The 25,023-nt window shown below is 60.8% G+C and carries 21 protein-coding genes and 1 pseudogene; 15 read left to right on the top strand and 7 right to left on the bottom strand.

Annotated features, from left to right (window positions below; genetic code table 11):
* The first annotated feature begins 121 nt into the window (after nucleotides 1-121).
* On the top strand, nucleotides 122-985 hold the full coding sequence (locus ACIO0C_RS11845) for a universal stress protein (RefSeq protein ID WP_401311883.1): 864 nt from the start codon (nucleotides 122-124) through the stop codon (nucleotides 983-985).
* Nucleotides 986-1,069: 84 nt separating this feature from the next.
* Here ACIO0C_RS11845 and ACIO0C_RS11840 read toward each other — a convergent pair whose 3' ends face one another.
* On the bottom strand, nucleotides 1,070-1,540 hold the full coding sequence (locus tag ACIO0C_RS11840; protein WP_401311880.1) for a DUF1289 domain-containing protein: 471 nt from the start codon (nucleotides 1,538-1,540) through the stop codon (nucleotides 1,070-1,072).
* A gap of 407 nt (nucleotides 1,541-1,947) precedes the next feature.
* Between ACIO0C_RS11840 and acnB the strand changes: the two genes are divergently transcribed.
* Nucleotides 1,948-4,548 (top strand): bifunctional aconitate hydratase 2/2-methylisocitrate dehydratase, encoded by a 2,601-nt coding sequence (gene acnB, locus ACIO0C_RS11835; RefSeq protein WP_401311998.1) that lies wholly within the window; start codon nucleotides 1,948-1,950, stop codon nucleotides 4,546-4,548.
* Between the two features lie 102 nt (nucleotides 4,549-4,650).
* Here the strand turns inward: acnB and ACIO0C_RS11830 are convergent, their stop codons facing one another.
* Complete coding sequence (locus tag ACIO0C_RS11830; protein ID WP_401311878.1) at nucleotides 4,651-5,931, bottom strand: serine/threonine transporter; 1,281 nt, start codon at nucleotides 5,929-5,931, stop codon at nucleotides 4,651-4,653.
* A 128-nt stretch (nucleotides 5,932-6,059) separates the two neighbouring features.
* Here ACIO0C_RS11830 and ACIO0C_RS11825 point away from each other — a divergent pair, with 128 nt between their 5' ends.
* From ACIO0C_RS11825 to ACIO0C_RS11800, 6 genes and pseudogenes are all read left to right on the top strand, one after another.
* On the top strand, nucleotides 6,060-6,392 hold the full coding sequence (locus tag ACIO0C_RS11825) for a tautomerase family protein (protein ID WP_401311876.1): 333 nt from the start codon (nucleotides 6,060-6,062) through the stop codon (nucleotides 6,390-6,392).
* Nucleotides 6,393-6,626: 234 nt separating this feature from the next.
* Nucleotides 6,627-7,143, top strand: a pseudogene (locus tag ACIO0C_RS11820) (DUF4822 domain-containing protein).
* A gap of 100 nt (nucleotides 7,144-7,243) precedes the next feature.
* Nucleotides 7,244-7,675: a hypothetical protein gene (locus ACIO0C_RS11815; protein WP_401311873.1), complete on the top strand. Its 432-nt coding sequence runs from the start codon at nucleotides 7,244-7,246 to the stop codon at nucleotides 7,673-7,675.
* Nucleotides 7,676-7,890: 215 nt separating this feature from the next.
* Complete coding sequence (locus ACIO0C_RS11810; protein WP_401311870.1) at nucleotides 7,891-8,856, top strand: 2-hydroxyacid dehydrogenase; 966 nt, start codon at nucleotides 7,891-7,893, stop codon at nucleotides 8,854-8,856.
* A 143-nt stretch (nucleotides 8,857-8,999) separates the two neighbouring features.
* A complete protein-coding gene (locus ACIO0C_RS11805) occupies nucleotides 9,000-10,067 on the top strand; it encodes a phosphotransferase family protein (protein ID WP_401311867.1) in 1,068 nt (355 codons plus the stop codon).
* A 117-nt stretch (nucleotides 10,068-10,184) separates the two neighbouring features.
* Nucleotides 10,185-10,952, top strand: a complete 768-nt coding sequence (locus tag ACIO0C_RS11800; RefSeq protein WP_007976320.1) for an SDR family oxidoreductase — start codon at nucleotides 10,185-10,187, stop codon at nucleotides 10,950-10,952.
* A 471-nt stretch (nucleotides 10,953-11,423) separates the two neighbouring features.
* Here ACIO0C_RS11800 and ACIO0C_RS11795 read toward each other — a convergent pair whose 3' ends face one another.
* The 5 genes from ACIO0C_RS11795 to ACIO0C_RS11775 form a co-directional block, all read right to left on the bottom strand.
* Nucleotides 11,424-11,675 carry a DUF1652 domain-containing protein gene (locus ACIO0C_RS11795; RefSeq protein ID WP_401311863.1) on the bottom strand — a complete coding sequence of 84 codons (252 nt, stop codon included), beginning with the start codon at nucleotides 11,673-11,675 and terminating at the stop codon, nucleotides 11,424-11,426.
* A gap of 181 nt (nucleotides 11,676-11,856) precedes the next feature.
* On the bottom strand, nucleotides 11,857-13,344 hold the full coding sequence (locus tag ACIO0C_RS11790) for a helix-turn-helix transcriptional regulator (protein WP_401311861.1): 1,488 nt from the start codon (nucleotides 13,342-13,344) through the stop codon (nucleotides 11,857-11,859).
* Between the two features lie 102 nt (nucleotides 13,345-13,446).
* Nucleotides 13,447-14,340, bottom strand: coding sequence for a LysR substrate-binding domain-containing protein (locus ACIO0C_RS11785; protein ID WP_401311858.1), 894 nt, complete (start codon nucleotides 14,338-14,340; stop codon nucleotides 13,447-13,449).
* 5 nt (nucleotides 14,341-14,345) lie between these two features.
* Nucleotides 14,346-16,550: a molybdopterin cofactor-binding domain-containing protein gene (locus tag ACIO0C_RS11780; protein ID WP_401311856.1), complete on the bottom strand. Its 2,205-nt coding sequence runs from the start codon at nucleotides 16,548-16,550 to the stop codon at nucleotides 14,346-14,348.
* Complete coding sequence (locus tag ACIO0C_RS11775; protein ID WP_401311853.1) at nucleotides 16,550-17,014, bottom strand: (2Fe-2S)-binding protein; 465 nt, start codon at nucleotides 17,012-17,014, stop codon at nucleotides 16,550-16,552. The genes ACIO0C_RS11780 and ACIO0C_RS11775 overlap by 1 nt, the downstream gene beginning before the upstream one ends.
* A 118-nt stretch (nucleotides 17,015-17,132) precedes the next feature.
* Between ACIO0C_RS11775 and ACIO0C_RS11770 the strand changes: the two genes are divergently transcribed.
* From ACIO0C_RS11770 to ACIO0C_RS11740, 7 genes are all read left to right on the top strand, one after another.
* A complete protein-coding gene (locus ACIO0C_RS11770; RefSeq protein ID WP_401311850.1) occupies nucleotides 17,133-18,023 on the top strand; it encodes a LysR substrate-binding domain-containing protein in 891 nt (296 codons plus the stop codon).
* 333 nt (nucleotides 18,024-18,356) lie between these two features.
* Nucleotides 18,357-19,286, top strand: a complete 930-nt coding sequence (locus ACIO0C_RS11765; protein WP_401311847.1) for an amidohydrolase family protein — start codon at nucleotides 18,357-18,359, stop codon at nucleotides 19,284-19,286.
* A 4-nt stretch (nucleotides 19,287-19,290) separates the two neighbouring features.
* Nucleotides 19,291-20,196 carry an amidohydrolase family protein gene (locus tag ACIO0C_RS11760; protein WP_008059304.1) on the top strand — a complete coding sequence of 302 codons (906 nt, stop codon included), beginning with the start codon at nucleotides 19,291-19,293 and terminating at the stop codon, nucleotides 20,194-20,196.
* A gap of 125 nt (nucleotides 20,197-20,321) precedes the next feature.
* The gene (locus tag ACIO0C_RS11755) at nucleotides 20,322-21,707 is read left to right on the top strand and encodes a UbiD family decarboxylase (protein WP_401311844.1); all 1,386 of its coding nucleotides are present in this window, start codon (nucleotides 20,322-20,324) and stop codon (nucleotides 21,705-21,707) included.
* Nucleotides 21,704-22,333 carry a UbiX family flavin prenyltransferase gene (locus ACIO0C_RS11750; protein WP_401311842.1) on the top strand — a complete coding sequence of 210 codons (630 nt, stop codon included), beginning with the start codon at nucleotides 21,704-21,706 and terminating at the stop codon, nucleotides 22,331-22,333. The genes ACIO0C_RS11755 and ACIO0C_RS11750 overlap by 4 nt, the downstream gene beginning before the upstream one ends.
* Nucleotides 22,334-22,408: 75 nt before the next feature.
* Nucleotides 22,409-23,455, top strand: coding sequence for a CobW family GTP-binding protein (locus ACIO0C_RS11745; protein ID WP_401311840.1), 1,047 nt, complete (start codon nucleotides 22,409-22,411; stop codon nucleotides 23,453-23,455).
* Between the two features lie 195 nt (nucleotides 23,456-23,650).
* A complete protein-coding gene (locus ACIO0C_RS11740) occupies nucleotides 23,651-25,018 on the top strand; it encodes a nucleobase:cation symporter-2 family protein (RefSeq protein ID WP_401311837.1) in 1,368 nt (455 codons plus the stop codon).
* The last annotated feature ends 5 nt before the right edge of the window (nucleotides 25,019-25,023 follow it).

Genomic DNA, 25,023 nt, shown 5'->3' with positions numbered 1-25,023 from the left:
ATTATACCGGCCTGCCCGAAGACCACCAGTCACACCGTTGATATGCATCAAGCCACCGAATGCCGCGCAGCAACTATAGTTGTGCAACGCCATGCTTTTTCATTTTCAGGAGATCCCGATCATGCAAGCCATTCGCAGCATTCTGGTGGTCATCGACCCCGAGCATTCGGAAAGCCTGGCGCTCAAACGAGCCAAACTGATTGCCGGCGTGACCCAGGCGCACCTGCACCTGCTGGTCTGTGACCGCAAGCACGACCACAGCGCCATGCTGGGCGTCCTCAAGGCTGCCCTGTTGCAAGACGGATACAGCGTTACTACCGAGCAAGCCTGGAATGAAAGCCTGCACGAAACCATCATCGACGTACAGCAGGCCGAAGGCTGCGGGCTGGTGATCAAGCAGCATTTCCCCGACAGCTCGCTGAAAAAGGCCCTGTTGACCCCAGTGGACTGGAAACTGCTGCGCCACTGCCCGACACCGGTGCTGTTGGTGAAAACCGCAGGCTCGTGGAAGGACAAAGTGATCCTGGCGGCCGTAGACGTTGGCAACATGGAAAGTGAGCACCGCCATTTGCACAACAGCATCATCGACTACGGCTACGACATCGCCAGCCTGGCCAAGGCCCATCTGCATGTGATCAGTGCTCATCCGTCGCCAATGCTGTCGGCGGCCGACCCGACGTTGCAGTTGAGCGAAACCATTGAGGCGCGCTATCGCGAACAGTGCAAGGCGTTCCAGGCCGAGTTCGACATCGACAATGAACACCTGCACATCGCCGAGGGCCCGGCGGATGTCCTGATTCCGTTCATGGTGCACAAACTGCAGGCAGCGGTGACGGTGATCGGCACCGTGGCGCGCAGCGGATTATCGGGGACGTTGATCGGCAATACCGCCGAAGTGGTGCTCGATGCGGTGGAAAGCGATGTGCTGGTGCTCAAGCCCCAGGAAGTCGAGGATCACCTGGAGGAGCTGGCAGTAAAGCATTGATTCAAAATCAAAAGATCGCAGCCTGCGGCAGCTCCTACATGGAATGCGTACACCCTGTAGGAGCTGCCGCAGGCTGCGATCTTTTCAGGCGCCAAAGGCGTCTTTCAGGAAACCGGGCGCGATGTAGCGCTGATAATGCGCTTCAGACAGTAAAAAGAATTCCCGATCAATGGCATCGCGCAGTTCCGGCAGGTTCCAGCCGCGAAACTCCGGCAACAGCACCATCCCGTAGGCTTCCAGGTTGTTGATGACCCGCGCGCCCCGGGCGATCAACTGGTAGGCCCAGCAATACTCGGACTGATGTGGCACGAAGCGGATCTTGCGCTGCTCCAGCTGCATTCTCAGCAGCGCCGGGTCGAAAATTTCCACCTTGGCGGCCATCACCTGGGACAACAATTGCTCCAGACGCAGCCACACCGCGCGTTTTTCTTCCTCGTTGTAGCCGTTCCAGTGAATCACTTCATGGTGGAAACGCTTGCAGCCACGGCACACCAAATCACCGTAAACAGTGGAGCAAAGGCCGACGCAGGGGGTCTTGATGGTCTGATTGGGCATAGGTAGGCAAAACGCGAAAAGCAAAACAGGACGGCATGTTAGCCCTTTGTCTAACATTGATCACCCCTCAAAGTTTCAGTCGCCAACTTACCTTTAATTTTTTTTTGCCGTAGAATCAGCCTGCCTTTTTAGGCGCCAATGTCCGTTAGAAGCTGTTTTCAAAGCGTCACGAGCACAGTCGTTCCTTCAGAGCGGTGTTGGCGAAGGGTTTTTCCAGCGGGGAAAAGCCTTGCGCCAACCCTCATCAGCTCCCGTTCTGCAGGCGTAAAACTTTGAAAGCAGCTTCTGTAAGGAATTGTCGGTAATTCTGGCTAAGTGGCTCACAACGCCATGCAGCGCATGAGTACGGCAATTTCGGGATGAGCGTCCCGGACACCCATTTGGGACCACTGATGAGGGTAATAACTGTGCTTGAAGCCTACCGCAAACATATCGAAGAGCGCGCAGCACTGGGTATCGTTCCCCAGCCGCTTAACGCCGAACAAACTGCAGGCCTGGTCGAGCTGCTGAAGAATCCCCCGGCTGGCGAAGAAGCATTCCTCGTTGACCTGATCACCAATCGCGTTCCGCCTGGAGTGGACGAAGCAGCCTATGTCAAGGCTGGCTTCCTGTCCGCCATCGCCAAAGGCGAAGCCCAATCCCCCCTGATCGACAAGAAGCGCGCTGTCGAACTGCTCGGCACCATGCAGGGCGGCTACAACATCGTGACCCTGGTCAACCTGCTGGACGACGCCGAGCTGGCGCCAGTAGCTGCCGAAGAATTCAAGCACACCCTGCTGATGTTCGACGCCTTCCACGACGTGGCTGAAAAAGCCAAGAACGGCAACGTTCACGCCAAGGGCGTACTGCAATCCTGGGCTGACGGCGAATGGTTCGTCAAGCGCCCGACCCTGGCCGACAAGATCAGCCTGCGCGTGTTCAAGGTGACTGGCGAGACCAACACCGACGACCTGTCCCCTGCTCCTGATGCCTGGTCCCGCCCGGATATCCCGCTGCACGCCCTGGCCATGCTGAAAATGGCTCGCGACGGCATCGTGCCTGACGCACAAGGCGTCACCGGTCCGATGAAGCAGATCGAAGAAATGCGCAACGCCGGCTTCCCGATCGCCTACGTCGGCGACGTGGTCGGTACCGGTTCTTCGCGTAAATCGGCAACCAACTCGGTGCTGTGGTTCTTCGGCGACGACGTTCCTTACGTACCGAACAAGCGTGCCGGCGGTTTCTGCTTCGGCAGCAAGATCGCTCCGATCTTCTACAACACCATGGAAGATGCTGGCGCACTGCCAATCGAATTCGACGTTTCCAACATGCACATGGGCGACGTGATCGATCTGTACCCGCATGCTGGCAAAGTCTGCAAGCACGGCACCGATGAAGTCCTGACCACCTTCGAAATGAAGACCCCGGTCCTGTTGGACGAAGTTCGTGCTGGCGGCCGTATCCCGCTGATCATCGGCCGTGGCCTGACCGAGAAGGCTCGTGCCGAGCTGGGTCTGCCACCTTCGACGCTGTTCAAGAAACCTGAAGCACCGGCTGAAAGCACCAAGGGTTTCACCCTGGCGCAGAAAATGGTCGGCAAGGCTTGCGGCGTGACCGGCGTTCGCCCGGGCACCTACTGCGAACCGAAGATGACCACCGTGGGTTCCCAGGACACCACAGGTCCCATGACCCGTGACGAATTGAAAGACCTGGCGTGCCTGGGCTTCTCGACCGACCTGGTGATGCAGTCCTTCTGCCACACCGCGGCTTATCCAAAGCCGATCGACGTGACCACCCACCACACCCTGCCTGACTTCATCATGACCCGCGGCGGCGTTTCCCTGCGTCCGGGCGACGGCATCATCCACTCGTGGCTGAACCGCATGCTGCTGCCAGACACCGTCGGTACCGGTGGCGACTCGCACACCCGTTTCCCGATCGGCATCTCGTTCCCGGCCGGTTCCGGCCTGGTTGCATTCGCCGCAGCCACTGGCGTCATGCCGCTGGACATGCCTGAGTCGATCCTGGTTCGCTTCAAGGGCGAACTGCAACCAGGCGTCACCCTGCGTGACCTGGTTCACGCCATTCCTTACTACGCGATCCAGTCCGGACTGCTGACCGTAGAGAAGAAAGGCAAGAAGAACGCTTTCTCCGGTCGCATCCTGGAGATCGAAGGTCTGCCTAAGCTGACCGTCGAGCAAGCCTTCGAACTGTCCGACGCCTCGGCTGAACGTTCGGCTGCCGGTTGCACCATCCAGCTGTCGAAAGAGTCGATCGCTGAATACCTGCAGTCCAACATCACCCTGCTGCGCTGGATGATCGGCGAAGGCTACGGCGATGCACGCACCCTGGAACGTCGCGCTCAAGCGATGGAAGCCTGGCTGGCCAACCCTGAGCTGCTGGAAGCGGACAAAGACGCTGAATACGCCGAAGTCATCGAGATCGACCTGGCCGACATCAAGGAGCCAGTACTGTGCGCTCCGAACGATCCGGATGACGCTCGCCTGCTCTCCAGCGTTGCTGGCGAGAAGATCGACGAGGTGTTCATCGGTTCCTGCATGACCAACATCGGCCACTTCCGCGCTGCCGGCAAGTTGCTGGAGCAGGTCAAGGGTCAGCTGCCAACCCGTCTGTGGCTGTCGCCGCCGACCAAGATGGACGCTCACCAACTGACCGAAGAAGGCTACTACGGCATCTACGGCAAGGCTGGCGCGCGCATGGAAATGCCAGGCTGCTCGCTGTGCATGGGTAACCAGGCACGTGTAGAGCCGAACTCGACTGTCGTTTCGACTTCGACCCGTAACTTCCCGAACCGTCTGGGTGACGGCGCGAACGTCTACCTGGCTTCGGCTGAGCTGGCGTCCGTGGCTTCCATCCTGGGTCGCCTGCCGACCGTCGAGGAGTACATGGAATACGCTGGCAAGATCGACAGCATGGCGGCCGATGTCTACCGCTACCTGTCCTTCGACCAGATCGCCGAGTTCCGTGAGGCTGCTGCGAACGCCAACATCCCGGTCGTTCAAGCCTAACGTTACACCGCAATAAAAAACGCCGCCCATCGTGAGATGAGCGGCGTTTTTTTTATGCCAATCGTTCCCACGCTCTGCGTGGGAACGATCAGGGTGACAGGATCAGGCACTCAACGAATAGATCAACGCCGAGATCGCCACCAGCCCTACCGCCACTACAAACACATTCGACGCCTGGTTGCGATAACGCGCCATCGCCGGGACCTTGCGGATGGCGTACATCGGCATCAGGAACAGGATCGCCGCGATCACCGGGCCACCCAGGGTTTCGATCATGCCGAGGATGCTCGGGTTCAGCGTGGCGACGATCCAGCACACCACCAGCATGAACGCCGCGACGATGCGGTCCAGGGTCTTGGCTGCCGGACGCTTCCCGCTCTTGACGATCAGACCTTTCAGACCTTCACTGGCGCCGATGTAGTGCCCCAGGAACGACTTGGAGATGGCCACGAAGGCAATCAACGGCGCCGCGAAGGCGATGGTCGGGTTGCTGAAGTGGTTGGCCAGGTACGACAGGATCGACAGGTTCTGTGCCTTTGCCTCGGCCAGTTGTGCCGGCGACAGGGTCAGCACGCAGCTGAACACGAAGAACAGCACCATCACCACCATCAACGCGTGGGCCCGGGACAGGATCTGCGAGCTGCGTTCTTCGGCGTGCTCGCCATAACGGCGCTTCTGGTCCACGGCGAACGCCGAGATGATCGGCGAATGGTTGAACGAGAACACCATCACCGGGATCGCCAGCCACAGGGTGTGCAGCAACGCCGATGGCTCAGGAAGCGTGCTGGCCGTGGTCAGGATGCCGCCGTTCCAATGTGGAATCAGGAACACCGCCAGGAACAGCAGCGCGACGATGAACGGGTACACCATCAGGCTCATGGCCTTGACGATCACCTGCTCGCCGCAGCGCACCACGGCCAGCAGGCCGAGGATCAGCACGAACGACAGGACCGCACGCGGTGGCGGCATGATGTGCAGCTGATGTTCGAGGAAGCTGCCCACGGTGTTAGTCAGGGCCACACTGTAGATCAACAGGATCGGGAAGATCGCGAAGAAATACAGCAAGGTGATCAACGCACCGGCCTTGAGGCCGAAATGCTCTTCCACCACTTCGGTGATGTCTGCGCCTTCACGGCCGGACAGCACAAAGCGGGCCAGGCCCCGGTGCGCGTAGAACGTCATCGGGAACGCCAACAGCGCCAGGACCAACAGCGGCCAGAAGCCGCCCAGACCTGCGTTGATCGGTAAAAACAGGGTTCCCGCGCCAATCGCCGTGCCAAACAAGCCCAGCATCCAGGTGGTGTCCTGGCGATTCCAGCTCGAAAGAGTTGCGGGTGTCGCTGCTACAAAGCGTTCGTTAACGCTATTGGCCTGATCATTCATCCGGTGGGATCTCCACATTCCGGTCACTTGCCACCCGGCCCGGACGCGTCGGAATACCCGACAGGCAGCGCCCTGGCCGAAACAGGGGCGCGATTCTGGAGGATTAGTGAACAGAAGCAAAGACTTAGGTGAGGAACGGTGGTTCCAATTGGGGAAATTTCCAACAATGCATAACCCTGCGCGAGTGCGATAACTTCCAGATCCTCGCCGAACACGACGAACAGCCTTTCATCTTCGACCCCCAATACCTGGGTATCCGGCGCACCGACAACCTGGTGGTCATCCAGATCACCCTGAGCGAAGGCCGAACCCTGGAGCAGAAAAAGCCGCTCTACAAAACCATCGTCGAAAACCTCAACACGCAACTGGCCGTGCGCATGGAAGATGTTTTCATCAATCTGGTGGAAGTGAGGAAAGAGAACTGGTCGTTCGGCAACGGCATTGCGCAGTACGCCATCTGATCTCTTCCATTACAAACAGTATTGATCGCCTCGCAATGTCGGTGCGTAGGAAACCCCCTACATCCAACACATTTATAAACAAGTGTGTAAAAGCAAGTCTGAGTGCCCCGCACTCTCAATTGTTACAAGCAACTACCCGCCATTGAACAACCTGCATTTCCAGCTTATATTTTTCAAGCATCGAACTGAATAATTAATAGCACGACTCACAAATCAGTCGAGGAATTACTCCGCATGCCCAAAAAAAATATCACTTCCACACTCCTTCTTGCCGCCGCATTGTTGTGTTCCCTCAGTAGTTTCGCACAACAAGCCCCCGCCATTGCCGATGCTCGGGAACTTGCATCCTCTCCCCGATGGCTGACAACCAAGGTGTACATCGAGGGCGCACCACAAACGGATGTAAAAGAGAAGTATCCCGGGGTAGTCGGAATATCAACATGGGACCCCGAGCGCAATCGCTATGAGTTCTTTTACACCGACACGGGAGCATCAAAGTACAACCAGGGAGGTGGCGGTTACTTCTTTATCACGGGCGACAAAAAAAAACCACGTCTTAGTGCCCGACGTTGGCTCAACCAAAACCGTGGTCAGGCGGCTGGAAGCGTTGAACCCCAAAGAATTCACCTATTCTCGCGAAGTGCCTCGCGATATGGTAGAGAATAACCCTCTGGTACGCATCCATGTCGTTCATGCCCCCTACACTGGAACAGTAGTTACAAAGTCCGCTATCAATCCAGACACCCACTGAAAACCAGCCAGCAACACGCTAACCATTCCATTCATGCACTGAAAGTAGCACCGGTATTTTAAACAAAGCTTGTCGCCTAATACCAACATGGAGTTTCAACATGCGAAAAACTCTCGGAACACTACTGATATCCACGCTACTACTCTCGTCGGCGTTCTCCGTTGCCAATGCGCAATCCACAACGCCTGCCTCTGCAAACAATGCCGTATCCGATAACGCCGTCATGCTGACCGTCTTTTTAAAGCACGATCAGTCACGACCATTGGGCGAATTAAAGGCCCAACTTGCCAAGCAAGGATTCTATACAGCCTTTCCACCCGCTGGGGTAGAGGTTGTAAACTGGAACATCATGATGGGTATCGGACAGGTCGTTACACTGCGCTTTCCGGCATCCCGCTTGGCAGAAGTAAACCTTGCGCTCGAAAATACGGCGTGGGGAAGTTACAGAACCGAGTTCTATCCCACCTATGATTTCAAAGCCATCGCACTGGCGGAACGAACCAAGGCACAACCACCGCAAACTGCCCAGTAACGCCAGCGGCAGCACCCTGTATTTGCAGTGTGCTGCATTGGGGCATCACATCGGCTCCGTCTGCCCCCAAGCGTGAATTTGCTTCTTTCTGGAAGCAGTCCAGACTAAAACAACACCGCGCCTGCGATTGACGACCATTGCCAATCCACTCGGGAATCAGCACCCTGAAACTACTTTTCGTGCCCGACACGCCCATGAATTACAGGAGCAGAGTAATGCCCGCAACCGTTCTGGTACTGGTTGAAACCATCAATGATTACCTGCCGATTCTCGAGCATCAGGGCTTCCACCTGATTCTGGCTCCAACACCGGTCGAGCGCGCTGCGGCCATCACCCGGCACGGTGGCCAGATCGATGCGGTGCTGACTCGCGGTCCTTTAGGGCTGTATGCCGATGAAATCGCTGCCCTGCCCAATCTCAAGATCATCTGCGTGATCGGCGCCGGCTACGAACAGGTCGACCTGCAAGCCGCCGCCGACCGGGGCATCACCGTCACCAATGGCGCCGGCGTCAACGCCTCCTCGGTGGCCGACCATGCCATGGCGCTGCTGCTGTCGCTGGTGCGCGACGTTCCCCGCTGCGATGCCGCCGTACGCCGGGGAGAGTGGCCAAAAATCATGCGCCCTTCCCTGGCCGGCAAGCGCCTGGGCATTCTCGGCCTCGGCGCGGTCGGCATGGCCATCGCCAAACGGGCCGCCGCGGGCTTCGACATGACGGTGAGTTATCACAACCGCCAGCACCGCAGCGATGTGCCCTACAAGTTCTGCTCGACACCCACCGAACTGGCCCGTGCCTCGGACTTCCTGATCGCCGCCACCCCCGGGGGCCTGGGTACCAAGCACCTGATCAACCGACAGGTGCTCGAGGCCCTGGGGCCCAACGGTTTTTTCGTCAACATCGCCCGTGCCAGCGTGGTAGTCACCACCGACCTGATTACCGCGCTTGAGCAACGGCGGATCGCCGGTGCCGCGCTGGATGTCTTCGATGCCGAACCCAAGGTGCCGGATGCGCTCAAGGTCCTGGCGAACGTCATCTTGAGCCCGCACGTGGCCGGACTCTCCCCCGAGGCCACCCAGGGCACCGTGGAACTGGTGGGGCGCAATCTTGTGGCGTTTTTCTCCGGCCAGCCGGTGCTGACCCCCATCGAACTACCGAAGGACATTACCCAAGCGGTCCAGTAAGACAATTCAAACAGGTGTATCAAAAGCAATGATTGGCCGGCAACACGCTCACCTATAAGGGGGATTCGAGGTTGTGGGTGCCGGGTGCGCGCATTAGATTAGCCAATAGTTTCAGGCCTCCAGAATAAGCAGAAGGGATAAGCATGACGCTTACTGACCAATCAACCCGCACCCGCACCGGCGAAGAACTCGATGCCAGCCTGATCGATCCCTACCTCAAGGCCCACATTCCGGGCTTGAGCGGCCTGCCACGGATCAGCCAGTTCCCGGGCGGTGCGTCCAACCTCACCTATTTGCTGGAGTACCCCGAACAGGAGTTCGTCCTGCGTCGCCCGCCGTTCGGTCACAAGGCCAAGTCCGCCCATGACATGGGCCGCGAATTCCGCATCCTAAATCAACTGCGCGACGGCTTTCCGTATTGCCCGAAGGCCTACGTGCACTGTACTGACGAAGCGGTGATCGGCGCCGAGTTCTATGTGATGGAGCGGGTCAACGGCATCATCCTGCGTTCCGAACTGCCGCCCGAGCTAGGGCTGGACTCGGCGAAAACCCAAGCGCTGTGCAAGAGCTTCATCGACAAGTTCGTCGAACTGCACCGAGTCGACTACAACGCCTATGGCCTGGGCGACCTCGGCAAGCCCGAAGGCTATGTGGCGCGGCAGATCAAGGGCTGGAGCGATCGCTACGAGAAAGCCCTGACCCCCGACGCGCCGCAGTGGGAAGCGGTGAAAGCCTGGCTCAACGACAAGATGCCGGCCGATCACCCAACCTCCAGCATCGTGCACAACGACTACCGCTTCGACAACGTCATCCTCGACCCGAACAACCCGATGCAAATCATCGGCGTGCTCGACTGGGAACTGACTACCCTGGGCGACCCGTTGATGGACCTGGGCAACACCCTCGCCTACTGGATCGAAGCCAGTGACCCGGCGCCGGTACAGTTGATGCGCCGTCAGCCCAGCCACGCACCGGGCATGTTCACCCGCCGCGAATTCGTTGACTACTACGCCCAGCGTTCAGGCATCGAAATCGACAATTTCGACTTCTACTACACCTACGGCCTGTTCCGCCTGGCCGGTATCGTGCAGCAGATCTACTACCGCTTCTACCATGGCCAGACCCAGGACAAACGTTTCGCGCAGTTCATTCACATGAACAAATTGCTGGAGCAGATGAGCTTGCAGGTCATCAATAAATCCAGCCTCTGATACCAACACACCACTTGTAGGAGCCAGGCTTGCCGGCGAAGGCGTATTTGAAGCCGCCTTCGCCGGCAAGCCGGGCTCCTACGAACAGCGATTTCGGCTCCATAACAAGGAACTCCCATGTCCAAGACTCAGTTGTTCGACCTCGACGGCAAGATCGCTTTCGTCTCCGGCGCCAGCCGCGGCATCGGTGAAGCCATCGCCAAACTGCTGGCCCAGCAAGGCGCCCACGTGATCGTCTCGAGCCGCAAACTCGAGGGCTGCCAGCACGTGGCCGACGCGATCATCGCCGCTGGCGGCAAAGCTACTGCCATCGCCTGCCACATCGGCGAGATGGAACAGATCAGCCAGGTCTTCGCCGGCATCAAGGAACAGTTCGGGCGCCTGGACATCCTGGTCAACAACGCCGCGACCAACCCGCAATTCTGCAACGTCCTGGACACCGACCTCAGCGCCTTCCAGAAAACCGTCGACGTCAACATCCGCGGCTATTTCTTCATGTCGGTGGAAGCCGGCAAGCTGATGCGCGAAAACGGCGGCGGCAGCATCATCAACGTCGCGTCGATCAACGGCGTCTCACCCGGGATCTTCCAGGGCATCTACTCGGTGACCAAGGCTGCCGTGATCAACATGACCAAGGTATTCGCCAAGGAGTGCGCGCAGTTCGGTATCCGCTGCAACGCCCTGTTGCCGGGCCTGACCGACACCAAGTTCGCTTCGGCGCTGGTGAAGAACGAGGCAATCCTGAACACTGCGCTGCAGCAGATCCCGCTCAAGCGTGTGGCAGATCCGAGCGAAATGGCCGGCGCCGTGCTGTACCTGGCCAGCGACGCCTCGAGCTACACCACCGGCGTGTCCCTGAACGTGGATGGCGGTTTCCTGTCCTGATTTGATGCCATCAGATCACAATCGCAATGTAGGAGTTGCCGCAGGCTGCGATCTTTTGATTTCAAGATCAAAAGATCGCAGCCTGCGGCAGCTCCTGCAATAGGCGTTCGGGCTTACTGGGTGACACACCGCGTCACGGTGGTTTCTCGCGTCACCTGCCCTTGCGCCCGCATTTCGCCCATGACCTGGGTGTTATCGGAGGTCTGGCAAGTTGTTTCAGGTGGAGGGGGTGGCGCAGCAGGTGGAGGCGGCGGCGGACTGGAACAGCCACCGAGAATCACGGCACAGAGTGCAACTGGTGTGATAAGGCATTTCCCAAGACTTTTCATAGGATGACCCGCGCAAAAAGAAGTACACATGGGTGTGACAACACAACACCGCCGTAAAGTTCAAGGCGCGGTTGCAGAAAAATCACTTTTGTACTTTTTTATCGCGTATTCAGTCGTTCGGGCATGACAAATCTGGCAATTCCTACACTACCGGGTCCGGGCGTTGCAGGCTATTGCACTCCAGTTCATATCGCAGTTCTTCGATGAGAGCGGCCACCGATTCGGGGGTCTGCAGCGTGACCACGTTCAACCCGCTGACCACCAGGTCGACTTGCCCGGACACTGGGTGGTAGAGCTTGATGGTCAATGAATGATCGCCGGTGAAATTGCACTCACAGGCCAGCGGCGAAAAGGTCCGCTCAAGCTGCGTGCGCAGCAGGGATAAGTGAATCATTGTGAAAGCCCATTGCGGCAATCAACTGCGTGGGTAATGCATTCGTCGTGCATGGCTGTTCCTTTAGCGACCAAGGGTGGACGAATGATCCGAAAACGTCATTCGGCCGCTCTTAGCCTAAGGCTTGCCACCTGCCTGCCAGAACGTGAATTTGCACCCCAACGCGTAGTGCATTTGCACCTTACCCTTGACCCTTTGGGCGCCATGCACTGGAAAACAACCCGCGCTCGCGCGCCCAGACAATCGCCTCGCTTCGGCTATGCACATCGAGTTTGGAATAGACCGTCGCGACGTGGTTGCGCACGGTGTTCGTCGACAGCTTCAGGCGCGTGGCGATTTCCTTGTCTGCCAGGCCTTCGCAAATCAACTCCAGCACGTCGCGCTCCCGTGCGGTCAGGTCGGTAAAGGACACACTGGGCAACTGCGGCGCATTGACGTTCTTCACGTTGGCGAGTTTTTCGATCAGCGTGCGACTGAACCAGGAGGCATCTTTCATCACCTCTTCAATCGCCGACACCAGCTCAAGCTCAGTGCGTTTGCGCTCGGTGATGTCCATCATCACCAGCAAGTAGCAGGGGCTGTCCTGGATGTTCACGGTATCGGCGCAGACGGCGCAATCGATCAGCTCGTTATCTTTGCTGCGCACACGTACGTCCACGCGGTCCAGGCTGCCGGTTTTCTCCAGTGCAGAGAAGAGCCGTGTCCGCGCCCCTTTGTCATGGAAGAAGTCGATCTCGGCGATGGTTTTACCGACCACCTCTTCAGGGGAGTACGCGAGGGTAACGAGAAACGCGTCATTCACATCCATCACCACCTGATCGCTGGCGCCGCACACCAAGGTTGGCATTGGCGTCAGGCGAAAGGCCTTGGCAAACCGCTCCTCGCTCTGGCGCAGCGCTACTTCGGCCTTATGCCGGGCTTCCATGTCGACGAAGGAAAACAGCATGCAGGCCTCGTCATTGAGTTCAAGGGGCTGGCCGGCGACTATCACTTGCTTGCTGCCGCCGTCGGCCAGGCGCAACTGGGCCTGCATCTGCGTAATGGTCGCGCCTTCGCGCAGGCGCTGCTTGGCCAGTTCCTTATTTTCAGCCTGCTCCAGTACGTCCAGCTCATAGGTCGAAGTGCCGATCACCTGGTCTCGTGCATAGCCGGTCATTTCAAGAAACCCGGGGTTGACCTTGATGTAGCGCAGATCACTGAGGCGGCAGATGACTGCCGGTGCCGGGTTGGCGGCGAAGGTTTTCTCGAAGCGTTGCTCGGCGCTGGCCCAGTCGGTGACGTCGTCCATGATCAGGACCAGCGATTCCGGTTCGCCACGGTTGTCGGCCAGCACCAGGCTGTGCACGCGATGTACCCAGGTACGCGCGTCGCTCGTCACCTCTACCAGCACATCACTGAAGGTCTCGCCGCGCGCCAACCGGTTGATCGGATAGCTGTCGGGCGGCACGAGGTGATTATTGCGATAGCGCAGGGCGAACTGCTTGGCGTATGCCTTGGCGTTGCCGCCCAGCTCGCCGATCTGCTCGACCCCGTGCATGGCCAGCGCCGCGTCATTGGCCCACAGGATGCTCTGGTCGGGATCCAGTAGGATCACGCCGTCGGACAGACCGGCGATAATTTGCTGCAACTGGCGGCGGTTGGTTTCTCTGGTCAAGACGTCCTGGCTCATTACGACTCCACAAGTTTGGTGCCCCTGTGAAGTCTCCGACCGCCCGTTTTTCGGATAGTGCAAAGAACCTGTGGGAGCGGGCTTTCACCCACAGGTTGTACATTAAGCCGGCCGATCTTGCAGAACCAGTTCCCGCAACGTATCGAGAAAGAGCTTGAGCACCGGCGAATCATCGTCCGCACGGTAGGTGGCATACAACGGCACCTCCGGCAACGCCGGGCTCAGACGCCGGAACACCAGGCCTGCCGGGGCCAGCTGTTCGATGGAGGCCGGCAACAAGGCCACGCCGAAACCGGCCCGGACCAGGCTGAGCAAGGTTTGCACCTCGATCACCTGCTGGCGGATCTGCGGTGTGAATCCGGCCTGGATGCAGCACTGGTAGAGAAAATCGGCAAAGCGCGACTGCTTGAGCTCCAGCGCCACGAACGGCTCGGGCGCGAGGTCCGCTGGCGCCAGAAACTGCTTTGCGGCCAACGGGTGATCGACCGGCATGACCACCCGGATCGGCTCGTAGATCAGCAGTTCATTGCGCAACTGCGGATCGTCATAGCCGACCCGGAACACGCAGGCATCGATGCGTTTCTCCTTCAGCGCCTTGACCTGCGCGGCGGGCGTCATCTCATGCAGGCGCCAGGACACCTGCGGATAACGCTCGCGAAACAGGTGCAAGGCCCGTGGCAACACACCAACCATCACCGAACTGATCATGCCGATCTCCAGTTCGCCCAACTGGCCGCGACCGGTTTGCCGCGTCAAGTCGAGGGCACGATTGAGCTGTTCGAACACTAGCGGCGCCTGCTCCTTGAGCATCTGCCCGGCGGCGGTCAACTCGACCCGGTGATGACTGCGCTCGAACAGCGGCGTGCCGAGTTCCTCCTCCAGCAGACGAATCTGCTGGCTCAGCGGTGGCTGGCAGATGTGCAAGCGGGTGGCAGCCCGGCCGAAATGCAGCTCTTCGGCCAGCGCCATGAAATAGCGCAACAGACGCAAGTCCATGGCGCCTAACCCAGGTTCAGCGGCGTCGAGCGCTGGCGCACGCCGGTCAGGCTGAACAAGGCGTTGGCAATGGCCGGTGCCACCGCCGGGCTGCCGAGTTCACCGACACCACCGGGCTTGGCCGGATCACCCTCAACCAGCAGGATGTCCAGCGCCGGCATGTCCGACATGCGCGCTACCCGATAATCATGGAAGTTGCTCTGCACCACCCTGCCCTGCTTGATGTCCAGGCGATCAAACAAGGCGTGCCCCAGGCCCCACATCAGGCCGCCGTAGATCTGTTCTTCGACGCCGCCGGGGGAAACCGCCAGTCCGCAATCGACCACGCAGGTGAGCTTCTCGACCTTGATCGCCCCGTCCTGTTTCGAGACCTGTGCAACGACCGCGATGAAACTGCTGTAGCCCTGGTGGGTGGCGATCCCCAGCGCCGTGCCTTCAGCCAGGGGCTGGCCCCAACCGGCACGCTCGGCAGCGCTTTTGAGCACCGCCACGTGCCGTGGCCGCTCCTGCATGTTGGCCAGGCGCATGGCCAACGGGTCTTGCCCGGCGCCATGGGCCAGTTCATCCATGAAGCTTTCCACGGCGAACACGTTGGGGATGAAGCTCACTGAGCGATACCAGCCGCTGGGCACCCGGGTTTCGTGCCGGACCCAGCAAAGGTCGAGGTTGGCCGGCCGATAGGCGAAATCCCACGCGGTGATGGCTTCCGTGGTGCTGTAGTCCATTTTATCGGGGCGCTCGAAGTAGCCCGGCTCCCACTGCTCCGGCGAAGCCGGTGACACGGCTTCCAACTGCAATGCCGTCAAGCGCCCCCGGCCGTCCAGCGCACCCTTGGCCCGGTGGAGCGTGGCCGGGTGCATGAACAACGAGCGCATTTCGTCTTCACGACTGTTCATCAGTTTCACTGGCACCCTGACCTGCTGCGCCAGGTACGCCACTTCGAACAACCAGTATTTGGCCTCCCGCGCGCCGAAGCTGCCGCCGGACACCAATTCATTGATGATGACCTTGTCCTTGGCGATCCCGCACACCGTTTGCGCCGCCTCCAGGGCAGACGAAGGCACCTGTACGCCGCCCCAATAGGTAATGGCGTTGTCCTTGACCTGTGCGGTGATGCAGATCGGCTCCAGCGGATTCTGCACCTTGTAGGGCATGCGGTACTCGGCTTCGAGCAGTTTCGCGGCGTTCGGCCATTGGCCGTTCACATCCCCGGCAACCATCGCGGACACCCGTTGCGCGCCTTTGTCAGCCAACGCCGCTGCCTGGGCCTTGTGCAGTTCATCGCTGTCGAAACCGGCCAGCGGCGAATCGCTCCATTGCACCTCGAGCAACTCGCGGCCCTGATGCGCAGCCCAGTAGTGGTCCGCCAACACCGCCACACCTTCGACGTTACCGCCGAGCACATCGGGACGGCCCGGCACCTTGATCACCTTGCGCACGCCCGGCACCTGCAGCGCCGCCGCGCTGTCCACCGACACGACGCTCGCCCCCACTACGGGCGCGCGCTCGATCACCGCCACCAGCATACCCGGCAGCACCACGTCGATACTGTAGGTGAAGCGCCCGCAGACCTTGGCCTGGGCATCGCGCTTGTGCCGCAGTTTGCCGATGTACTTGAACTGCGCCGGGTCCTTGAGCGTGACGTTGGCCGGTGCCGGCAGATGCGCGGCGACACTGGCCAGTTCACCGTAGCCAAGGCTGCGCCGGCTCGCCGCATGCACGACGCGGCCCTCCTCGGTGGTGCAGCTGTCGGGGCTGACTTTCCACTGCCGGGCGGCTGCCGTGAGCAACAGCGTGCGCGCCGTCGCCCCGGCCATGCGCAGGCGCTCGTACTCCAGCGACACGCTGGTGCTGCCGCCGGTGGAGAAGACTTTCCAGACCGGGTGAATGTAGGTGTCGAAGAACGGGTTTTCCGGCGAGATCACCTGCACGGTCATCGGGTTGACGTCCAGTTCCTCGGCCACGCATGCGGCCAGCGCGGTGTGCGTGCCGGTACCGGAATCGTGTTTGTGCACCACCAGTTTCACCGTGCCGTCGGGCAAGATGCGCACCCAGGCGTTGGGTTCGAAACCAGCGGCCGGCGCCGGGGCCTTGGGGTCTGTCGCAGACAGGCCGCTGGGCAGGTAAAACGCGATGGCCAGGCCGCTGGCAACGGTCGCGCTTTGCTTGAGAAACGTACGCCGCGAGAGGTCCATTTGGGAGATCGTCATCACGCCTCCTTCGGCGCGTTGGCCGCGCGCTTGATCGCCTTGTTGATCCGCCCGTAGGTGCCGCAGCGGCACAGGTTGCCGGACATGGCATTGCGGATCGAATCGTCGGTCACTTGCGCACCGGTGTTAAGCAACGCGGCGGCGGACATGATCTGACCGGATTGACAGTAACCGCATTGCGGCACATCTTCGGCAACCCAGGCCAGTTGCAGTGGATGCTGTCCGGTGGGCGACAGCCCTTCGATGGTGGTGATGCTGTGCCCCGCCACGGCGGCTACCGGCAATTGGCAGGAGCGTACGGCGACCCCGTCAAGATGCACGGTGCAGGCGCCGCACAGGCCCATGCCGCAACCGAAGCGGGTGCCGGTGAGTTTCAAATGGTCACGCAACACCCATAACAAGGGCATGGAGGGCGATGTCTCTACCAGCTCGCGTCGTTCGCCGTTTACCGTGAATTCGATCATTGTCAGGCTCCAAGAGAGCGGCCCGTCTTTGTGCAGGCCTGGTGCTCGATTATTGGGAGCCTTGGGAAAATCGGGCCAGCGACGATTTCTGCCATCCTGTGTAAGTAGGACTAACAGCATGTACAAGCGATACCCGTCGGTGCAGTCCATGAGTGCCTTCCTCCAGGCTGCCCGCAGCGGCAGCTTCTCCAGTGCCGCGCGCAAACTGGACCTGACCCACAGCGCCATCAGCCAGCAGATCCGCTCCCTGGAAGACTTCATCGGCCAGCCGCTGTTCGTGCGTGAAGGCGGCGGCAGCAACCTCACCGATGCCGGGCAGTTGTTCGCCAGTGTGCTGTCCGATGGCCTGGCGCAGATCGACCGGGCGCTGTCCTCGGTGAAAAACCGCAGCGTGGCGCAACGGCTGACGATTGACGTGGACAGCGAACTGGCCCAGAGCTGGCTCAATCCGCGCTTGCCGCAGTTGCTGGATCTGTTGCCCGACCATGAGGTGGTGTTGCTGTCGATGCCGCGCTCGGACCGCAGTGCGTTCGAACGCGTCGACCTGGCCTTGCGCTACGGTTATGGCGATTGGGACGACTGCGAGATGACGCAGATTTGTGGGGATCGGGTGATGGCCGTGGCTTCTCCCGACTTGCTTGAGCGGTATGCATTGCAGAGGCCGCTGAGTCCGGCGCAAATCCTTGAACTGCCGCTGCTGGGGTATACGCGACGGTCATGGATTCCATGGCTGGACGCCGCCGGCATGCCACCGAACGAGCCTCCCGCACGGGTGGTGTTCGATAACGCGGCGAACCTGATTGCAGCGGCCGAGGCCGGTGTCGGTGCGGGGCTGGTGCGCGGGTTGCTTGCCGCCGATGCGTTGCGCAGCGGGCGGTTGGTGGCGTTGAACGAGGCGCAGATTGCAGCGCATTACAACCTCTACGCCGTATGGCCACCGGGGCAGGCCGAGCGGGTGGCGCCCGTTGTCGAGGCGGTCAAGCAGTTGGCCTTGCGTACACAGGCCTGACGCCATCGCGAGCAAGCTCGCTCCCACAGGGACCGAAGTGTTAACCCGATCTCTGTCACACCACAAGAATTTGTGGGAGCGAGCTTGCTCGCGATGAGGCCTGCCCAGTCAATACAAAGCCATATCGAACGCATATCAAAACCCCGCCCAATTAATATTGTACGAACCCGCCGCCCCCTTCCAATACTTCCCCCCAAGCAGCCAGCGTCCCGAGCCGGATGCGACCAGGCGAGGGAATGCGCGAGTCTTTGCGCATAGAAATGGCCGATTGCCCGGACGTGGCTGCTAGCGAACCGCAAGGTTCCCTTACCCGCTATCAGGAGATCGACTTCAATGATCATCGATATCAGTTGCTATCCCACCGATCTGGTGGACCTCGCCTGGAGGCATGACGGTGACCCGTTCACCGGCGAGCGTCTGCTGCAGATGATGGATGGTCCGTACATGGTCAACGGCAAACCTCGCCGCATCGACAAAGCCTTTATCCAGCCGCCGCAGGGCAACACCATCTACACCTGGACCGACGGTGAACTCAGCGGGCGCGAATCCATCGACGCCTACATGGCCTACACGCTGAAAATGGTCCAGACCTACCCCGATCGCTTCATCGGTTGCTTCGTCTACAACCCGCGCTGCGGCGTTGAAAACGGTGTAGAGGCGATCGAGCGCTACGTCAAGGAACACGGTTTCAAGATGGTCCAGATGCAGGCCAACATGCACGCCTACCGTCCTGACCGCGCCCTGGACTGGGTACGCCCGGCCTTCGAGAAGTGCGCCGAGCTGGGCATCCCGGTCAAGCTGCACACCGGCGACGGGCCATACAGCATTCCCTCGGAATGGGTGCCGATGATCAAGGAGTTTCCCAACGTCGATTTCATCATGGCTCACTTCGGCGTGCAGACCGGCGGCGTATACGTGTTCGAGCCGATGCAATGGGCGATGGAGTTGCCCAACGTCTACTGCGAATCGGGCTGGTGCCTGCAATCGCGGATCGTCGAGTTCGCCAAGGTCTTGCCCACCCACAAGATTCTCTTCGGTACCGATACACCGCCGAACGAACCGGGCATGTGGCTGCGCCTGCTGGAAGTGCTGTGCCACGAACCGCCGCAAGGCCTGAACCTCGACGAAGACACCCTTGAAGAGTACCTGGGCAACAACACCGCCCGGATGATCGGCCTCGAACCGACACCGCCGCCGCGCTCCGTTTTCGAAGCAGAGGCGCAACTCAAGCGTCCCGTCACCACGCAACTGGCCAGGAGCTGAACCGATGATCATCGATACCCATCTGCACCCCACCAACCTGGTCGACGAGGCCTGGCGCCACACCGGCGAACCCTTCACCGGCGAGCGCATGCTCAAGCTGATGGACGGCCCGTACATGATCAACGGCAAGCCGCGCCGTATCGACATGGGATTCATCCAGCCACCGCCGGGCAACACCGGCTACCGCGACGGCAACCGCCGTGGCCGTGAAGGCGTGCGTGACTACATGTCCTACGTCGCCGAGCTGTGCGTGAAGTACCCCGACCGCTTCATCGGCAACTTCAACTTCAACCCGCGCTGGGGGCCGGAAAACGGTGCGGCGGAGCTGGAATTCCACATCAAGGAATACGGCTTCAAGATGCTCAAGCTGCACGCCAACATGCACGGTTATCGCCCGGACCGGGCGCTGGACTGGCTGCGTCCGGCGATGAAGGTGTGTGCCAAGTACAACATCGTGGTGCTGATCCACACCGGCGATGGCCCGTACACCATTCCGACCATGTTCTACCCGATCATCCGCGAGTTCCCGATGGTCAATTTCATCATCGGTCACTTCGGTATCCAGACCGGCGGCAACTACTCGTTCGAAGCGTTCTGGATGGCCATGGACACGCCGAACGTGTACTGCGAATCCGGCTGGTGCTTCCAGTCGCGGATCGTCGAGTTCGCCAAGGACCTGCCACGCAACAAGATCGTGTTCGGCACCGACTCGCCGCCGAACGAACCGGGCATGTGGCTGCGCGAGCTTGAGGTGCTGTGCTCGCCGGCACCGCAAGGCCTGGGTATCGATGAGGACCACCTTGAGGATTACCTGGGCAACAACATCGCAAGGTTGTGTGGCATCGAACCGACGCCGCCCCCCAAGGACCTGGCCGAGGCGGACATTCGCCTGACCACCACCTACCTGTAGCGCCCCCCTTGCAGGAGCTGGCTTGCCAGCGAAGAGGGCCGTAAGTCGTGCTCTGCTTTTGCGGACGCCTTCGCCGGCAAGCCGGCTCCTACAAACAACCGCACCGTTTTTCAAGAGGTGAAACCATGACCCATTCGACACTCGGGGCCTCTCAGGACTTTCACGTTTTCATCGACGCCTATCGCCGGCAGTACCCGGACGATGTGCTCAGCGTCCCGCATTCCCTATCAGCCGACCAGGACGTCACCGCCCTGGTCGATGCCCTGGCCAGCCAGGGCCGCGATCCCTTGTTGATCTGCGAAAAAGTCGGCAACTTCGGCACCCCGGTAGCCACCAACCTGTTCGCCTCCCGCACCCGCATCGCCCGAATGTTCGGTGTTGCCCCGGCGCAATTGCACGAGACTTTCCAGCAACGCGCCAACAACCCCATCGTCCCGCGCTATGTCGACACCGGCCCCGTGCTGGACGAGATCTTCGAAGGCGAAGCCGTGGACCTGGCGCTGCTGCCGATGCTCAAGCATTTCGCCAGTGATCGCGGCCCCTACATCACCAACGCGATCATCATTGCCGAGGACCCGGTCAGCGGCATCGCCAACATGAGCTACCACCGCTCGATGCGCCACGCCCGGCAGACCCTCGCCACCAGCCTGCACTCACGCGGCCACCTGTGGCGCATGCTGCAAACCGCCCGTGAGCGTGGCGAGCAATTGCGCGTGGCCATGGTGGTTGGCGCGCACCCGTTGTTCATGCTCGCGGCGGCGGCACGGTTGCCGTTCGGCAGCGACGAGCGCGCAGTGGCGGGCGGTTTGTTCGGCGCACCGCTGGAGCTGGTGAAAACCCCGCGCTACGGCATCGGCGTCCCGGCCTGCGCAGAGTTTGTCCTAGAAGGCGCGATCGATCCGGCGGCCTATGCCGAAGAAGGTCCGTTCGGCGAATTCAGCGGCTACTCCTCGGATCGCTCGACCAACAACGTGCTGCGGGTCGACACCCTGATGCGGCGCAAGGACGCCTGGCTGGTGGACGTGGTCGGTGGCCGCTACGCCGAACACCTGACCCTGGCGCGCCTGCCCCGGGAAGCGGAGATGAGCGAGAAACTCAAGGCGCGCTTCCCCGCCGTCACCGCCGTGCACTACCCCAATTCAGGCACCCATTTTCATTGCTACGTCGCCCTGAAGCAAAGCCGCGACGGTGAAGCACGGCAGATCATGCTGGCCCTGCTCGGCTGGGACCCGTACCTGAAAACCGTGATTGCGGTAGACAGCGACATCGACATCAGCGACGACAGTCAGGTGCTGTGGGCGCTGGCTACGCACTTCCAGGCGCACCAGGACATCTTCGTCATCGATGGCTTGCCTGGCAGCCCGCTGGACCCGTCATCGTCCGTCGACGGCACCACCTCGCGTATGGGCCTGGACGCTACCCGCGGTTCGGGATTCGACGGGATCAAGGCGCAGCTGGACCAGGACGTACTCGAGCGCGCCCGCCAACTGCTCGCAGGCCTGCAATCATGAACCGCCGGCGCATGGTGGTCGGCATCAGCGGTGCGTCGGGTTTTATCTACGGCGTGCGCCTGCTGCAATTGCTCGCCGAACTCGACATTGAAAGTCACCTGGTCATCAGCCGCGCCGCGCTGCTGACCATGGTCCACGAAACCGATTACAAACTGGCCGACGTCACCGCGCTGGCCAGCCACTACCACCGCGCCGACGACGTGGCCGCCGGGATCGCCAGCGGTTCGTTCCGCTGCCTGGGCATGGTGGTCGCGCCCTGCTCCATGCGCACCCTGGCGGAAATTGCCACCGGCACCTCTTCAGGCCTGATCGGCCGCGCCGCCGACGTCACCCTCAAGGAGCGTCGCACGCTGGTGCTGATGGCCCGGGAAACCCCGCTGACCCTCGCCCACCTGCGCAACATGACGGCCGTCACCGAGATGGGCGGCATCATCGCGCCGCCCGTTCCGGCCTTCTACGCCCGCCCGCAAGACCTGGCGCAAATGGTCGATCACAGCCTCGGCCGCGTCCTCGACCTGTTCGGCCTCGACGCCGGAACCGCAATGCGCTGGAGAGAACACCCAAAACCTTGTAGGAGCGAGCTTGCTCGCGAAAGCGGTGAATCAGTCACCCACTTCGCTGAATGACCCACCGCATTCGCGAGCAAGCTCGCTCCTACAGTTGAAAGCACTCCGACCCGTTGGTTATTCAAGGAGCATCACATGAACACCCCCTTCAACGCCCCAACCCCCAACACGAAAATTCCGGTGACCATCCTCACCGGCTTCCTCGGCGCCGGCAAGACCACCCTGCTCAACTACATCCTCAAGCAAAACCACGGGCGCAAGATCGCCGTGATCGAGAACGAGTTCGGTGAGGTTGGCATCGACGGCGACCTGGTGCTCAGCTCCGAAACCGAAGAAATCTACGAGATGGTCAACGGCTGCGTGTGCTGCACCGCCGAGGTCCGCGAAGACCTGGTGCGCATCGTCCGTGAACTGGTGGCGCGACCGGTGCGACTCGATCACATCCTGATCGAGACCAGTGGCCTGGCCGACCCCTACCCGGTGGCCCAGAGCTTTTTCATCAATGACCCGATCGCCGATGAAGTGGAACTCGACGCCATTGTCACCATGGTCGATGCCAGGCACATCGCCCAGCACCTGCACGACCTGCAACTTGATGGCGTGGACAACCAGGCGGTGGACCAGATCGTCTGCGCCGACCGCATTGTCATCAACAAGGTCGATCTGGTCAGTGACGATGAAGTGGCGACACTGAGCAAGACCATCCGTGGGCTCAATGCCACGGCGGATCTGGTGACCTCCAGTTATGCCGAAATCGACCTGTCGAAAATCCTTGGCATCGGCGCCTTCGAATCCACGCAAAAACTCATGGAAATCGGTGCCGACCACGATCACCACGCTGACGGGCATCAGCATGACCATGACGAACCCGACCATGAGCACGACCCGAGCGTGACCTCGGTCGGCATCGCCGTGGAGGGCGCGGTGAACCTGGGTGACTTCCACCGGTGGATTACATCATTGCGCACCGAGCAGGCCGACAACCTGTATCGCATGAAGGGCGTGCTGGCGGTGGCCGATCAGGACCAGCGCTACGTGCTGCAAGGGGTGCACAGCCTCGTCGAGTTCCGTGCCGCCACCCCATGGGGCGCCGAACCGCGCACCAGCAAGATTGTGTTCATCGGCCGCGACCTGGACCGCGCGGCCCTGAACCAGGGCTTTGCCGCCTGCCTGGCAGGTTGAACAAGGCATCGGAGCCGGTGGATGGCGGTTCCGGGCACACAGGACATGTAGGAGCGAGCTTGCTCGCGCAAGCAGTGTATCAGCCACATCAATGTTGGCTGTGATCGCCCCTTCGCGGGCAAGCCCGCTCCTACAGGTAGGCATCAGAACGAGTACCCCTCTTTACCGAATAACAACAGCTAGAGGTGATTCTCCATGTCGTCAGCCAATACCCCCGCAACGTCATCCATCCACCCCGTCGACCGGGTTCTGCCGGTCCGGCAAATGCTCACCCTCGGCCTGCAGCACATGGCCGTCTCGTACATCGGCGCCATCGCCGTGCCGTTGATTGTCGCCAGCGCCCTGAAAATGTCCCAGGCCGACACGGTGGTGCTGATCAGCACCACGCTGTTCTGCTCGGGCATCGCCACCTTGCTGCAAACCGTCGGTTTCTGGAAATTCGGCGTGCGCCTGCCGATCCTCCAGGGCGTGGCGTTCAGCAGCGTGGGGCCGGTGATCGCCATCGGCACCAACCCGGACGTCGGTTTCGCCGGGGTCTGCGGCGCGGTGATCGGCGCGGGGATATTCACCATGCTGATCGCACCGTTCGTGGGTCGATTACGGCGCTTTTTTCCTCCCGTGGTCACCGGTTGCATCGTCACCGTGATCGGCCTGCAGCTGTTTCCGATTGCCTATGAATGGGTCGGCGGCGGGCGCCATGCCAGTGATTTCGGCGCGCCAGCGTACCTGGCGGTCTCGGCGGTGGTGTTGCTCAGCATCCTGCTGGTCAACCGCTATGGCAGCCCGATGCTGCGCAACATGGCGGTGCTGGTGGGCATGCTGGTGGGCGCGGCGCTGGCCTACGGGCTGGGCATGGGCATGGGCAGTTTTCACAGCGTGCAGGAGTCGCCGTGGCTCACCGTGCCCTACCCGTTCTACTTCGGCCTGCCGACCTTCAGCCTGATCCCCATCGCCACCATGGTGGTGGTGATGATCGTGCAGATGGTCGAATCGATGGGGCTGTTCGTGGCCATCGGCGACATCGTCGACAAACCGGTGGAAGAGAAACAGGTGATCAACGGCCTGCGCGCCAATGGCCTGGCGAGCACCATCGCCGGGATGTTCGCGGCGTTTCCATTCATTGCCTTCATGGAGAACGTCGGGCTGGTGATTCTCACCGGCGTGCGCAGTCGCTGGGTGGTCGCCATCAGCGGCTTGCTGATGTGCTCGGTGGCACTGGTGCCCAAGGCCGGGGCGATCATCGCCTCGATGCCGACCGCGGCCCTCGGCGGTGCCGGGATCGCCATGTTCGGCGTGGTCGCGGCAGCCGGGATCCAGACCCTGGCCAAGGTCGACTACGAGCGCAATCGCTACAACGTGCTGATCGTCGGTTTCACCATCGCCGCCGCCCTGGTGCCGGTGCTGGCCCCGGCCCTGTTCAAGCAATTGCCCGAATGGTCGCAGCCGTTCCTGCACAGCAGCGTGGTGATCGCCTGCCTGGTGTCGGTGCTGCTCAACGCGACCCTCAACGGCGTCAGTGTGCCTGATGCCGCCGCCAACGAATCCGCCCCCCACAGCCTCTGACTGGA

The organism is Pseudomonas sp. NPDC087336 (assembly GCF_044744285.1).
GTDB lineage: Bacteria > Pseudomonadota > Gammaproteobacteria > Pseudomonadales > Pseudomonadaceae > Aquipseudomonas.
The sequence above is the reverse complement of the archived record's forward strand: the minus strand, read 5'-3'. Positions and strand labels throughout refer to the sequence as shown.